Here is a 12,648-nt window from a genome sequence, read left to right on the forward strand (position 1 = left end):
GCTTTTCAGCCCGGCCTTTTCCGGCCGTCAAGCATCCCGCCAGAGGCTCAAGGTCAAGCCCCAATCGCTATCGACGCGCAGCGGCGATGACCCACACCGGCCCGGTACTGCCCGCCCAACCACCCACGCAAGGCGACCCGAACGCATCGGCGACCACCCCGCTGGAACGCGACAAGCGCCCGCAAGCCGACCCGCACCGGTGCCAACCCGCAAGCCCTCGCAAGGTGACCGCCCGCCCGGCAGGTGACCACCCCGCTGGAACGCGACAAGCCAACGCAAGCCGACCCGCACAGCCGCCACCCGCAAGCCGACCACCCGCAACGGGCAAGGCAACCCCCGCCAAAAACAACCCAAAACAAATAGGCCGGTGTGGCGACTCGGGAGCCCTCCGAGCCGCCACACCGCCGGTGACGCGCGAGAGGAAGGTTCAGGCCGCCGGCGCGGGAACGAGCGCATCGCCGCGTGACGTCATCGGTCCGCCACCTGGCCACGCGGGCGACGTCGGAGTTCGCCGTTCCCGCTTGCCCTGTACCGGCTGCCTGAAGTCCTCCACCACCTGGTTAGGGCCTCGCGCGCCCTCCGCCCACTCGCACCATCTCCGGCCTCGAGCGCGAATGCCTCCGCCGCTGCAATGGCGGCGACATCGACGACGAGACGGACGGGGGAACGGATGATGCGTGGGCGGCGACCGGTTCGGGAACCGGGATCATGGCGGTCGGGAGGACCTCCGGTGCCTCGGCCGCGGCCGGTTCCGGCTGCGTCCACACTGGAACGTTCGTCTCGACCGTGTTCTGCCGGAAGAGTTCCGGGGTCTCGGTGATGATCTTGCCCGGTGACTCCAGACCCACGATGCCGACGAGCTTGCCGTTGGCGATGAAGCCGGTGAGTCCGTTCACGTCGGTGGTGTCGGTGCCCAGGACGGGCAGGCCGGCGCCCTGCACCCGCATGCCGTACTGCTCGGTCCAGAAGCGCGGGACCGGGGTGTAGGTCTTGGCGTGGTTGCGGCCCACCAGGAGGTTCTCGGCCGCGGCGCGGCCTCCCTCGACGGCGTTGAGCCAGTGCTCGACGCGGCGGACGACGCCGTTGAAGCGCATGTTGGGCCAGCGGGCCACGTCACCGCAGGCGACCAGGTTCTCGGCTCCGACCACGTGGTTCGTGGAGTCGCACAGCACGCCGTCGGAGATGTCGAGGCCGGAGCCGCGCAGCCAGTCGACGGCCGGGGAGGCGCCGACGGCCAGCACGACGCAGGAGGCGAAGAAGACCTGGCCGTCGCTCAGGTGGATGCCGATGCCGCCGGGCTGGCGCACCCAGTGCTTGATGCCGACGCCGGTGGCCAGGCGCACGCCGTGCTCGACGTGCGCCTCGGTGATCTTCTTGCCGATGTCGTCGCCGACGACGCCGCCCAGCAACGCGGGCGAGCGCACGATCAGGGCGACGTCGCGGCCCATGTGGCGAACCGAGCACGCGAGCTCGCAGCCGATGAACCCGCCGCCGATGACGGCGACGAGACCCTGCGACTGACGGATGTTCCTGCGGATCGCGATCGCGTCGTCCAGCGTCCGCAGCACGTGCACCCGCGGGTCGTGGCGCGGAGCGCCGCCCATCGCCCTGGCGTCGACGCCGGTGGCGATGATCATGCCGTCGTACTTGATCTCCTCGCCGCCGGGCACCCAGACGGACTGCTTCTTCGGGTCCAGGTGCAGGGCCGGGGAGTTCAGCCGCCACTCGGCGTCGAGGTCACCCGAGAACGACAGCAACGAGTCGTCCGGGGTCCACTCACCGGTGATGATCTGCTTCGACAGGCACGGGCGGTGGTACGGGAGGTGCCGCTCGGCGGACAGGATGGTGATCTGCCCGTCGAAACCCATCTCCCGCAGCCGTTCCGCGGAACGGACTCCACCGAGTCCGCCGCCGACGACCACGATCCGTTCGCTCACTTCACTCGCTCCCTGATCTCGATCGCGCGCATCGGGCACGCGCGGGCTGCCGACCTGGCCTGAGCGAAGTGCTCCTCGGGCGGACGGCGGTTGTAGGTCAGGCGGTTGTCCTCGATCAGCTGGAAGACGTCGGGGGCCTCCGCCTGGCAGGTGCCGTAGCGGTGGCACTTCTCGTTGTTGACGCTCACGTCCATCGCGTCGCCCTCGCCGACACCGGGTTCCTTGCCGCGTTCGGCGTCGAGCATGCCGATGCGCATCAGCACCTCGGGCGGGAGGAACCGGGCCAGGGCCAGGGTCGCGGTGGGGACGAGAACGGTGAGGCCGGCCAGCCAGAGAACGGACAGGTTGCCGTTGGCGATGGCGCCGAACCAGGAGTGCACCACGGTGATCGTCACCGCGATGTACGCCGTTTGGTGGAACCTCAACCACTTGCGGTAGAAGACTCGGTGCCTCATCGAGGCGAGCACGGCGATCGCGAGCATGACCTCCAGGCCGAGGATGCCCAGCGCGTGCCGGAAGAGACCGCCGTCGACGAACGGCAGGACGAGCTTGACGAAGCTGAACGTACCGGTCTGGATCAGCGTGAAGGCGAACGCGTGGATGCAGCCGAACGCGATAGCCAACGAGGCGAGCACCATGTGCCCGTTCTTCAGTCCTTCACGTCCGGTGAGCTTCTCGGCCCACCCGGTCGCGATGAGCACACCCCAGGACAAGGTGGCGCACATCATGACGTAAGCCAGCCTGGCAGACAGCTGAGCCATCTTCTTGACACCCGAGTCGAACTCGGCCGACTGGGCCACCAGGAGCGGAATCTGGCTGGACAACAACACTTCCTCCGATAGAACTCTCGCGGGAACCCGCCCGGTCCTGGGTGCAGGAGTGGACACATCAGGGCCGGGCGGGTGGGAACAGGTCCGCGTTGGAGTGCCTCTGACCTTGGGACACCACCTCCGTTTCCCGTGGTGCAACGGGGTCTTGCTGAATCACCGCACCGGTCGTCGCGGGCGGAGTACTCGGAGCAGGAGCACGGTGAGAACGGCTCCCGCGGCGGTGACCGTGAGGATCACCCACATGTTCGGCCCCTCACCGGAGGCCAGGGTCGCGTTGATGATGTTGCCCGCGGGCTGCGGTTCGGCGAACGACGAGTCGCCCGCGAGACCGGTGCTCTCCAGCAACGTCATGTGCTTCATCACCACGTCGATGCCGGCCTGGGCGAACCCGCGGATGACGTCGTTGCGGGTCCCCGAGCGCACCTTCGCGATGAAGGGGAAGATCTGGCCGTGCGCGGCGCGCAACCGGGCGACGAACGCCTGGTCGAACGCGTCGCCTTCGAGCGCGTTGATCTCTTCCATCCACGACTGCTGCGTCGGGTTCGGCACGTCGGGCGTGGTCAGCCCGAACCCGGCGGCCGTCTTCTTCGTCAGCGCGTCCAGCATCATGTGGTCGAGCATGATCATCTTGCCGATCTGCTTGACCCTGGCGTTGGACGCCTTGGTGGCCGTGAGCTCGCCCATGGGCATCTCCCACAGGCCCGCGAGGCGCACCCTGTTGAGCAGTTCGCGGTCGTTCGCCGTCAACGGCCCCGACGGGGTGTCCATCACTCCCCCGGTGTCCGCGGGCTGCGCTGCAGCCGTGGCGGTCAGACCGGAGAAGAGGAACAACATCGCAAAGACGGTGGCGAGGGCTCTGGTCATCGTCTTGTTGTCCTCGTTGTCCAAAGGAAGTCGATAGGGGGATGCATCGCGTGGAGCAGTGGGCTCAGTAGCCGGGCGCCGCGGGAGGAGGCGCTGACTGCGGCGTCTGCGCCGTCCCGGAACTGGGGGACGTGCTCGGCGTACTGCTGCTCTTGCTGTTGTTCTGGGCCTTCCCGCCGGTGATCTTGGCGCCGTTGGGCGCGGTGACCCACCACACACCACCCTTGCCCTGGCCCTTCATGTCGCCGGCGACCTTGTCCTCGGCGAACGTGTACTGCGGCCAGCCCTGGATGGTGAGCTGCTTCGTGCCGTCGGGCCTGGTCAAGACCCCCATGGAGATCGGGTCCACGCCCGTCGCCATCGGCGTCTTGTCCGCGAGGACCGGCTTCCAGGCCTTCGCGCACTCGCCCTCGCAGTTCGACTTGGACGGCTTGGGGACGTCCTTGTCGTAGCGGTACATGGGCAGGCCCTCGGCGTCGATCACGAACCACCCCATCTGCTCGGTGTTCGCGATGAAGTAGTTGTTGTGACCTTCCAGATCAGCGGGTTTGGCCTGCAGGCCACCGGCGGCGGCCGCCCCTCCGGGAGGGGTCTGGTCACTGCCGCACGCGGTGAGGGAGAGAGCCAGTGCCGCGAGGGCGGTGATGGCTGGTCCACTTCGCATCGGCAGGTCCTTTCTCAGCGGGGGTACCGAGGAGTACGGACACGATCCGGCAACGGTTCACGAACTTCGTGAGGAATATTTGCCTCTCGACTTGAGACGGTTGATGGGGCAAGGATGTCCCCCGTGGCGCGGCATAGACGTCAACGCGAGTTAGACGAACAATCACCAAGACCGGGGTCTCTCGAGGAAGAGTTGATCCGTCGGCTGTACGAGGAATTCGGGAGTGCCCTGCTGGGACACTGCATGAGGTTGACGGGCCACGATCGTCAGTGGGCCGAGGACATCGTGCAGGAGACCCTGGTCAGGGCATGGCGCAACGCCGAGAAACTCGAGCGTGACCCCGTGCTCTTGCGGTCGTGGTTGTTCACGGTGGCAAGGCGGTTGGTCATTGACGACAGACGTAAGAGAAGCGTCCGTCCGCAGGAGTTCGAACTGACCCCTTCGGACGAGTCGCCCTCCGGCGGCGAAGAGGATCGCACCCTCGCGGCGATCGTCGTGGCGGAGGCGATGAACGGTCTCTCCGAGGAACACAGGGAGGCTATTCTCGAAACATATCTGCGGGACCGCACCGTCGGTGAGGCCGCGGCTGCACTGGGTGTGCCGCCGGGAACGGTCAAGTCGAGGGTGTACTACGCGCTCCGTGCGTTGCGGCGTGCGTTGCACGATCGGGGAGAGACGCGGTGACAACGGCACCAGATCACCTCGACGTAGCCGCCTACGTGCTCGGCATCCTCGATGCCGATGAGGTGGAGGCGTTCGAGAACCACCTGACCGAGTGTCGGCGGTGTGCTCTTGACCTGCGCGACTTCGCGGTGGTGCCGGACCTCATCGACGAGGCCGACGCCGGCGGGATGCTGCGCGGGACGGCTCCGGAACGCCCCGACGGCAAGTCGGTGCGGGTCATGCTCGACGCCGTCGCGGCGCGCAGGAAGCGCCGACGGTGGTTCGTCGCCCAGGGCGTCGCGGCCGCCGCCGCCGGCGTCGTGGCGGTGACGGCCGTGGTCACGACACTGGTCGTGCGCGGCGGCAACGACGGTTCGAACCAGGCGGCGCCCCAGAACCCCGGCACCTCGACGTCGCAGACGAGGGTGGCGAACAACTCCAACGACTCGTCGATGGAGGTGAAGCACCAGGACCCGAACAGCGGCGTGGGCACGAAGATCACCGCGTCCGACACCCCGTCGGGGACCGCGATGGACATCGAGGTCACCGGCATGTCCGGCCCCAGCAGGGGTTCGCTCGTCGCCGTCGGCCGCGCGGGCCGTGTCGCGCAGGTCACGTCCTGGTACGCCCCGGAACCGGTGGCGGGCGACAAGAAGACCATCAAGCTGGCCGCGAACGTGGCCATGCGGTGGCACGAGATCGCGACGTTCCGCATCGTCGACGAGAACGGGAAGACGCTGCTCGAAGTCGTGGCTTCCTGACGTTTTCGCGACACCAGCCCACTGCCCCCGCGGGATCCGTGAGATCCTGTGGGGGCAGTTGTCGTTCGCGGAGTTTTCCGCAGAGGTTCGGGGAAGGCTGGCTACGTGGCGATAGGCCCGTCAGCGGTCGAGCGCTGGCTCGATCTGTCCACAGAGGAGCTGCGCGCTCAGGTCACGCGGCTCGTGTCCGCCCGGCTACCGGGTGATCACGCGGTGTGGCAGGCGATCCGGCGTCATCCGGCTCTGGTTCCGCGCATCCGCGGTGTCCTCTCCGGACTCGCGGCCACCGCGGCCGGCAGCAAGGACGAGGCCATGCAGCGGGTCTGGATCTCCAACGCGCGCGCCGCTCTGGACCAGGTCGTTCCGCCTCCGGTGAAGGCCGTCCGCAAGCCCGCGGTTGAAGAGGCCCCCGCCGAGGAACCCGAGCGTGCGATCGACCTCAGGGAGCCCGAGCCCGCCCAGCAGAGGCAGCCGCACAAAGCCATTCCGTCGATGCTCTTCCAGGAGCCGAGCTAGGGAGCCAGATGGTCGTCTTCGGATCGTTCATCTCGCTGTCAGGTCTGCTGATCCTGCTGTTCCGCAACGCCCCGCTGGGCGGGCTCAGCCCGGCGGTCGTCGGCTGGGTGCTGATCCCGCTCGGCCTGGTGTTCGCGGGGCTCGGCGTCCTGCGCAACCGCCGCAAGCGCGCGCAGAACGGTCCCGGCCCGGTCGGGAACCCGATCGCGCGCGTCAAGGCGTTGCCGCGGCTGTGGAAGACCTGGCGTGGCGGCAAGTACCCGGAACTGCCGCGCAGCCAGGTCCTGATGTGGGCGGTGGCGCTGGTCTACCTCGTGTCGCCGATCGACGTCCTGCCGGAGTTCCTGCCGGTGATCGGCGTGACCGACGACGCGGGTGTCCTCGTGTGGCTGCTCAGCAGTCTCTCGGTGGCCTCAGGCTCGTACCTGCGCTGGGAGAAGGACCATCGCGACACGGGTCGCGGGATCGAGGCCCCGTGAGGCCTCCTCCTGCATGATCCCGGCCAGGCCGGGCGAGACGTCCGCCACGGCGCGGAACCCGAGGCGTTCGTAGTACGGCGCGTTCCACGGCACTTCGCGGAACGTCGTGAGCGTCACAGCGCGTTCCGAGCGGGTGACGTGCTCGATCAGCGCGGCGCCGATCCCCTGGCGCGCGTGCGAGGGGTGCACGCTGACCTGGTGCACGTGCGTCGCGCCGTCGACGTCCCCGACCGCGATGAACGCGACGGGCACGCCTTCCGCGCCGATGGCGACCCAGACCTCGTGCTCGGCGAGGTCTACCAGGGACATCGGGGCGTCGTCGGCGATCTCGGGCATCCCGATGTCGCGAAACGGTGCTCCGGAGGCGATTTCGATCTCCTGGAGGTACGGAAGTTCGGCTGGTTGGGCGAGACGGATCAACACGCCCGCAATCCTGGTAGGTCGGACGCGAGCGGCGCAGCCGAATAACGTTAAAGTTCCTTCCTGATGCGAACGAAGACAGTGCGCGTCCTCCTCGTCGAGGACGACGACGGCGACGCCCTCCTGGTCGAGGCGCTGCTCGAAGAAGCGAGCGCGCCTTTCGTCCTGGCGCGCGCCCGTACGCTCGCGGAGGCGGAACGGCTGCTCCCCGACGCCGAGTGCGTGTTGCTCGACCTGGGACTTCCCGACTCGCAGGGGCTCGACGGCCTGCACCGCCTGCTGGCCAAACCGGACGCGCCGGCGATCCTGGTGCTGACGGGTCTCGACGACGAACGAGAGGGCATCTCCGCGGTCGCCGCCGGCGCCGAGGACTTCCTGATCAAGGGCAAGGTCGACGGCGAACTGCTGCTGCGCGGCGTCCGGTACGCGGTCGAACGCCGCCGCGCCGACCACGCCCAGTTCCAGCTGCGCGAGGCCAAGCTCCTGGCGGCCGAGCGGAGCAGGCTCGAACGCGGCCTGCTGCCTCCCCCGCTGCTGCAGAACTCGGACGTGAACCTGGAGGTCCGCTACCAGCCCGGTGGCCAGCGGCTGCTGCTCGGCGGCGACTTCTACGACGCGGTCGGCATGCCGGACGGCACCGTGCACGCGATCATCGGCGACGTCTGCGGCCACGGCCCGGACGAGGCCGCGCTGGGCGTCTGCCTGCGCATCGCGTGGCGCGCGCTGGTCCTCGCCGGCGAACCGCCGGAGAAGGTGCTGCGGACGCTCGACCAGGTGCTGGTCGCGGAACGGCACGGTGAGGGCATCTTCACCACGGCGTGCATGATCACCGTGGCGCCGGACCGGCGCTCGGCGCGCTACTTCCTCGCCGGGCATCCCGAACCGCTGATGATGGTCGGCAGGCAGATCGTGGACCTGCCGCAGTCGAAGATCGGCGTGCCGCTGGGCGTGCTGCCCGACTACGCGTGGACCGGGGTGGACGTGCCGCTGCCGTCCGGCTGGTCCCTCGCCTGCTACACGGATGGACTGATCGAGGGCCGGGTACCTGACGACGTCGACCGGCTCGGGGTCGAGCGCCTCTGCGAGATCCTGGCCAGACATCTGCGGAACGGCCCCGACTGGATGGACTCGGTCATCGCGGAGGTGACGGAGCTCAACGGCGGGACGCTGGACGACGACGTGGCCATCCTGCTGCTGAAGGACGGAAAGTGAACCTGCCGCAAAGGCTTCCGGCGAGCCGCCTGCTGGGCGTCATCGTGGCGATCCTGCTGGCCATGACCGCGGTGGCGATCTCGTCCACGGTCGTCGCCCTCGACTCCCTGAGCAACGCGCGGTCGCGGTCGGTCGACCAGATCGAGCCCGCGGGGCGCCGCGTGAACGAGCTGAACCGCGCGCTGCTGGACCAGGAGACCGGGGTGCGCGGTTTCGTCCTCACCAGCCAGGACGACTTTCTCGCGCCGTACCTCGACGGCCAGAAGGCCGAGACCGAGACGGCCGCGAGCCTGCGCGAGCTCGTCGGCGACGTCAACGGCCGGGTCAGCCGAATCGAGGTCCTGGCCCGGCAGTGGCGCTCGGAATACGCGGAGCCCACGGTCTCCGGGGTCGAGCAGTCCGGCGGCGGCGCCGCAGGGGACATCGAACGCGGCAAGGTGCTGTTCGACCAGCTCCGCGCCGAGGTGTCGGCACTGCGCGGCGACATCGGCGGGCTCGCCCGGCAGGCTCGCGAGGACCTGGACCAGGTGGCGAAGGTCGTCCTGTGGCTGGTGATCGGCATGGGCGTGCTGCTGGTCGTGGCGATCGGCGGGCTGTCGGTGCTGCTGCACCGCCTGCTGGTCGCGCCGCTGGCGAACCTCGCCGCGCACACCCGGCAGGTGGCCTCCGGCGACTTCGACCACGAGATCGACGCGGACGGTCCACTGGAGACCGTGATGCTCGGCGAGGACGTGAACGCCATGCGCCGCCGGATCGTGCAGGAGCTCGAGACGCTGGACCAGAAGTCGGCCGAGCTGCAGCGCTCGAACGCCGAGCTGGAGCAGTTCGCCTACGTGGCCTCGCACGACCTGCAGGAACCGCTGCGCAAGGTCGCGTCGTTCTGCCAGCTGCTGCAGCGACGCTACGGCGGCCAGCTCGACGAGCGCGCCGACCAGTACATCGAGTTCGCCGTGGACGGCGCGAAACGCATGCAGGGCCTGATCAACGACCTGCTGGCGTTCTCCCGCGTGGGCCGGATCACCCGCGAACGCACCATGATCGACCTGGACGAGCTGGTCGCCCAGGTGGTGGAGAACTTCTCCGACCGCGTCGAGGAGACCGGCGCCACCATCACGGTGGGCGAGCTCCCCTCCGTGCGAGGTGAGGCCACTCTGCTCAGCGCGGTGTTCCAGAACCTGATAAGCAATGCGCTGAAGTTCAAGGGACCGTCGGCTCCGGAGATCGCGATCGACGCCGAGCGCGACGGCGAGGTGTGGAAGTTCTCCGTTCGCGACAACGGCATCGGGATCGAGCCGGAGTACAGTGATCGGATCTTCGTCATCTTCCAGCGCCTGCACCCCAAGGACGCCTATCCGGGCACCGGGATCGGCCTGGCGATGTGCCGCAAGATCGTCGAATACCACGGCGGCACCATCTGGCTGAAGACCGATGTGGACTCCGGCACCCAGTTCGAGTTCACCCTGCCCGTGGCCGCAGAAGACCTGGTTGAGGTAACCGCATGACTGAATCTGACCTGAACGTGATCGACGTCCTGCTCGTGGAGGACGACCCGGGCGACGCCCTCATGACGCAGGAGGCGTTCGAGCACCACAAGATCCGCAACGTCCTGCACGTGGTGAAGGACGGCGTGGAGGCCCTGGAGTTCCTGCGCCGCGAGGGCCAGTACGAGGACGCGCCCCGGCCGGGCCTGATCCTGCTCGACCTCAACCTGCCCCGCAAGGACGGCCGCGAGGTGCTGAGCGAGGTGAAGAACGACCCCGAGCTGCGCTCCATCCCCGTCGTCGTGCTGACGACGTCGGAGGCCGAGGAGGACATTCTGCGCAGCTACAGCCTCTACGCCAACGCGTACGTGACCAAGCCGGTGGACTTCGACAGGTTCATCGAGGTCGTCCGCCAGATCGATGATTTCTTCGTCACCGTGGTGAAGCTGCCGCGCTGATCACGGCGGCGCTGAAGTCCAGGCAGGACCGGCAGATCCGGGCCTCCGCCCCCTCGTGGACGGGCTTGCTCTCACTGCAGAACGAGCAGTCGCCGACCTCGCCGGTCTGGGCCTCGGCGACGCACAGATCGCAGATCAGCGCGGCCGGCCCGGCCATCAGCTTGCCGACGTCGGCGGCGCCGCGCCCGCAGAACCAGCACCGCTCGGTCCGCTTGGACTGCTCCACGATCTGGTGCACGCGCTGGTGGCTGATGCCCAGCGCCTCCGCGATCTCGCGCATCGACCCGCCGGCGCGGTGCAGCCGCAGCACGGTGTGGTGGTAGACGGCCTTGGCGATGTCGGCCTGGTTCTGGGCGTCGGCGGACGCCGTGCCCGCCTTCCGCGCCGCGGCCAGCAGTTCTTCGTCCAGCGCCATGCCGTCTACCCTAGCTAGACGCGTCTAGGACGTCTAGACGCGTCTAGGTGGTCTGGACGCTCAGTCGACGCTGCGGACGATCACGGGTTCCTCGTCGGCCTGCACGACCCACTCCTGGGGCTCGCGCGGCTCAGGGATGACCGGCGCCCACATCCCCGTTCCACCCGGACGACGCTGCCTGCGTAACTCGAATTCCTCTCGCGTGCTCATGCACTTCGGCTACCCGCCTCAGCCGAACGTATGCCTGACAGCATGGTCGTGATGGCCGCCATGACCCGCCGGGTGGCCTCTGCCAGCACTTCGGCGGTGAGATCGAGGTCGTACAGGTCCGACAGGTCGACCGGAGCGCCCGCGACCACCTCGACCCGCTTGCGCGGCAGCAACCTCGGCAGGACCCTGCCTCTCGGCAGCAGGTCCTGGGTGCCCCACTCGGCGACGGGGACGACTGGCACGCGGGACTCCAGCGCCATCCGCGCGACGCCGGACTTGCCCTTCATCGGCCAGTTCTCCGGGTCGTCGGTGAAGGTGCCCTCGGGGAACACCATCACGCACTCGCCGTCGCGCAACGCCTCCACAGCGGGCCTGAGCGCCTCCGAGGCCTTCACCGTGCCCCGCTCGACCGGGATGTGGCCCCCGGAGCGCATGACCCAGCCGACGACCGGCATGCGCCACAGGGAGGCCTTGGCGAGCACGCGCGGCACCCGGCCGGACATCAGCGCGAACACCACGGCCGCCACCGTGTCCGCGTTGGACAGGTGGTTGAACGCGAGGATCACGCCGCCGTCGCCCGGCACGTGCTGCTTGCCGCGCACCCTGAGGCGCACGAACAGCACGACGACGGGCCACAGGACGTCGATCGCCAGCGAGAACCAGAATCCCCTGCCCCTGCGGGGCATCTTCCAGGTCCAGGCGGCCAGCTCCAGCGGTGTCACACCTGGTATTCGAGCACGCCGGCGTTCAGGGTTCTGGTCAATTCGCCACGTTCGACGAGAACGTCGAGGTGCGCGGCCGTCTCCCCGATGGCCAGCACCTGGTTGAACATGTCGAGATCGTCGAACCGGCGCTGGCGGCGGGTCCAGCCGATCTTGCGCGCGGTCTCGAACGCGCTGCCCGCGACAGCCCTGAGGATCTCCTCCAGGCGCTGCTCGTGGAACTGCAGCAGCTCGTCGACGCGGGCGTGCGAGCTGTCGGTCACCGGGCCGTGCGCGGGCAGCAGCTTGAGGTCCGGCAGCTCGCGGGTGAGCCGCAGCGACGTCATGTAGTCGCCCAGCGGCAGTTCGGGCCGCAGCGGCTCGAAGCCGATCGACGGCGTGATGTGCGGGAGCACGTGGTCGCCGGAGAACAGGACCTTCGCGGTGTGGTCGACGAACACGACGTGACCGCGGGTGTGGCCTGGCGTCGGGACGATCTCCAGCTCGCGGTGCTCGAGGCCGACGGTGCTGCGGACGAGCCACTCGTCGGGTTCCTCGTAGTCGCGCAGCGCCTCACCGCGGTCGACGTGGTGCATGATCTTGATCCACGTCTCGGCCAGCTCGCTCGCGCCCCATTTGCGCAGGTCGTCGACGTGCTGGTCGTCCTGGCCGTGCAGCATGTGGCGCAGCGACGGCTGTTCGCCGAGACCGAGGCCGATCCTGCTGCCGAACGTCCTGCGCAGCGACACCGCCATCGTGAAGTGGTCGCGGTGGACGTGCGTGATGAGGAACCTCTTGATGTCCTCGAAGCCCTTGTTCAGGGTGCCCAGCGCCGCTTCGAGCTGGTCGCGCGCCTCGTCGAGCGCCCAGCCCGAGTCGACCATGACCAGGCCGTCGCCGTCCTCGATCGCGTAGACGTTGACCGCGCGCAGGCCGTCGTTCGGCAGCGGTAGCGGAATCCGGTGCACACCTGGTGCGACCTCGAACGCGCCCGGCTCACTCCACACGCTCGCCACCTCGTCGTTAGCGACAGCAAC

The 12,648-nt window shown here is 68.6% G+C and carries 15 protein-coding genes; 7 read left to right on the top strand and 8 right to left on the bottom strand.

Features of this window, described 5'->3' with window-relative positions; translation table 11 throughout:
* Nucleotides 1–560: 560 nt before the first annotated feature.
* From ORI60_RS37235 to ORI60_RS37250, 4 genes are all read right to left on the bottom strand, one after another.
* On the bottom strand, nucleotides 561–1,937 hold the full coding sequence (locus tag ORI60_RS37235) for an NAD(P)/FAD-dependent oxidoreductase (RefSeq protein WP_266042720.1): 1,377 nt from the start codon (nucleotides 1,935–1,937) through the stop codon (nucleotides 561–563).
* Complete coding sequence (locus ORI60_RS37240) at nucleotides 1,934–2,761, bottom strand: 4Fe-4S domain-containing protein (RefSeq protein ID WP_266042721.1); 828 nt, start codon at nucleotides 2,759–2,761, stop codon at nucleotides 1,934–1,936. The genes ORI60_RS37235 and ORI60_RS37240 overlap by 4 nt, the downstream gene beginning before the upstream one ends.
* 159 nt (nucleotides 2,762–2,920) lie before the next feature.
* Nucleotides 2,921–3,631 (bottom strand): DUF4142 domain-containing protein, encoded by a 711-nt coding sequence (locus ORI60_RS37245; RefSeq protein WP_266042722.1) that lies wholly within the window; start codon nucleotides 3,629–3,631, stop codon nucleotides 2,921–2,923.
* Between the two features lie 64 nt (nucleotides 3,632–3,695).
* Nucleotides 3,696–4,295 carry a hypothetical protein gene (locus ORI60_RS37250; RefSeq protein WP_266042723.1) on the bottom strand — a complete coding sequence of 200 codons (600 nt, stop codon included), beginning with the start codon at nucleotides 4,293–4,295 and terminating at the stop codon, nucleotides 3,696–3,698.
* Nucleotides 4,296–4,409: 114 nt separating this feature from the next.
* Between ORI60_RS37250 and ORI60_RS37255 the strand changes: the two genes are divergently transcribed.
* The 4 genes from ORI60_RS37255 to ORI60_RS37270 all read left to right on the top strand — a co-directional run bounded on the left by ORI60_RS37255 (nucleotide 4,410) and on the right by ORI60_RS37270 (nucleotide 6,714).
* A complete protein-coding gene (locus tag ORI60_RS37255) occupies nucleotides 4,410–4,979 on the top strand; it encodes a sigma-70 family RNA polymerase sigma factor (RefSeq protein WP_030468711.1) in 570 nt (189 codons plus the stop codon).
* The gene (locus ORI60_RS37260) at nucleotides 4,976–5,719 is read left to right on the top strand and encodes an anti-sigma factor family protein (protein WP_266042724.1); all 744 of its coding nucleotides are present in this window, start codon (nucleotides 4,976–4,978) and stop codon (nucleotides 5,717–5,719) included. Before ORI60_RS37255 ends, ORI60_RS37260 begins: the two co-directional genes overlap by 4 nt.
* 105 nt (nucleotides 5,720–5,824) lie before the next feature.
* The gene (locus tag ORI60_RS37265) at nucleotides 5,825–6,235 is read left to right on the top strand and encodes a hypothetical protein (RefSeq protein ID WP_266042725.1); all 411 of its coding nucleotides are present in this window, start codon (nucleotides 5,825–5,827) and stop codon (nucleotides 6,233–6,235) included.
* 8 nt (nucleotides 6,236–6,243) lie between these two features.
* On the top strand, nucleotides 6,244–6,714 hold the full coding sequence (locus tag ORI60_RS37270; RefSeq protein ID WP_266042726.1) for a YkvA family protein: 471 nt from the start codon (nucleotides 6,244–6,246) through the stop codon (nucleotides 6,712–6,714).
* Here the strand turns inward: ORI60_RS37270 and ORI60_RS37275 are convergent.
* A complete protein-coding gene (locus ORI60_RS37275) occupies nucleotides 6,649–7,134 on the bottom strand; it encodes a GNAT family N-acetyltransferase (protein ID WP_266042827.1) in 486 nt (161 codons plus the stop codon). The genes ORI60_RS37270 and ORI60_RS37275 overlap by 66 nt on opposite strands.
* A 66-nt stretch (nucleotides 7,135–7,200) precedes the next feature.
* Between ORI60_RS37275 and ORI60_RS37280 the strand changes: the two genes are divergently transcribed.
* From ORI60_RS37280 to ORI60_RS37290, 3 genes are read left to right on the top strand one after another with little or no spacing between them, the layout of a single operon-like run.
* Complete coding sequence (locus ORI60_RS37280; protein ID WP_266042727.1) at nucleotides 7,201–8,346, top strand: PP2C family protein-serine/threonine phosphatase; 1,146 nt, start codon at nucleotides 7,201–7,203, stop codon at nucleotides 8,344–8,346.
* Nucleotides 8,343–9,848 (top strand): sensor histidine kinase, encoded by a 1,506-nt coding sequence (locus ORI60_RS37285; RefSeq protein WP_266042728.1) that lies wholly within the window; start codon nucleotides 8,343–8,345, stop codon nucleotides 9,846–9,848. Before ORI60_RS37280 ends, ORI60_RS37285 begins: the two co-directional genes overlap by 4 nt.
* The gene (locus ORI60_RS37290) at nucleotides 9,845–10,285 is read left to right on the top strand and encodes a response regulator (protein ID WP_266042729.1); all 441 of its coding nucleotides are present in this window, start codon (nucleotides 9,845–9,847) and stop codon (nucleotides 10,283–10,285) included. Before ORI60_RS37285 ends, ORI60_RS37290 begins: the two co-directional genes overlap by 4 nt.
* Here the strand turns inward: ORI60_RS37290 and ORI60_RS37295 are convergent.
* From ORI60_RS37295 to ORI60_RS37305, 3 genes are all read right to left on the bottom strand, one after another.
* Nucleotides 10,260–10,700 (bottom strand): MarR family transcriptional regulator, encoded by a 441-nt coding sequence (locus ORI60_RS37295; RefSeq protein WP_266042730.1) that lies wholly within the window; start codon nucleotides 10,698–10,700, stop codon nucleotides 10,260–10,262. The genes ORI60_RS37290 and ORI60_RS37295 overlap by 26 nt on opposite strands.
* Before the next feature lie 206 nt (nucleotides 10,701–10,906).
* Nucleotides 10,907–11,632: a lysophospholipid acyltransferase family protein gene (locus ORI60_RS37300; RefSeq protein WP_323055988.1), complete on the bottom strand. Its 726-nt coding sequence runs from the start codon at nucleotides 11,630–11,632 to the stop codon at nucleotides 10,907–10,909.
* On the bottom strand, nucleotides 11,629–12,618 hold the full coding sequence (locus ORI60_RS37305; protein WP_266042731.1) for an MBL fold metallo-hydrolase: 990 nt from the start codon (nucleotides 12,616–12,618) through the stop codon (nucleotides 11,629–11,631). The genes ORI60_RS37300 and ORI60_RS37305 overlap by 4 nt, the downstream gene beginning before the upstream one ends.
* Nucleotides 12,619–12,648: the final 30 nt, after the last annotated feature.

The sequence above is a fragment of the Lentzea sp. NEAU-D7 genome, assembly GCF_026242055.1.
Taxonomy (GTDB): domain Bacteria; phylum Actinomycetota; class Actinomycetes; order Mycobacteriales; family Pseudonocardiaceae; genus Lentzea.

Coding starts and splice junctions, on each gene's coding strand:
- ORI60_RS37245 (WP_266042722.1), bottom strand. CDS start 3,631: ATGACCAGAGCCCTCGCCACCGTCTTTGCGATGTTGTTCCTCTTCTCC.
- ORI60_RS37270 (WP_266042726.1), top strand. CDS start 6,244: ATGGTCGTCTTCGGATCGTTCATCTCGCTGTCAGGTCTGCTGATCCTG.
- ORI60_RS37255 (WP_030468711.1), top strand. CDS start 4,410: ATGTCCCCCGTGGCGCGGCATAGACGTCAACGCGAGTTAGACGAACAA.
- ORI60_RS37295 (WP_266042730.1), bottom strand. CDS start 10,700: ATGGCGCTGGACGAAGAACTGCTGGCCGCGGCGCGGAAGGCGGGCACG.
- ORI60_RS37280 (WP_266042727.1), top strand. CDS start 7,201: ATGCGAACGAAGACAGTGCGCGTCCTCCTCGTCGAGGACGACGACGGC.
- ORI60_RS37290 (WP_266042729.1), top strand. CDS start 9,845: ATGACTGAATCTGACCTGAACGTGATCGACGTCCTGCTCGTGGAGGAC.
- ORI60_RS37250 (WP_266042723.1), bottom strand. CDS start 4,295: ATGCGAAGTGGACCAGCCATCACCGCCCTCGCGGCACTGGCTCTCTCC.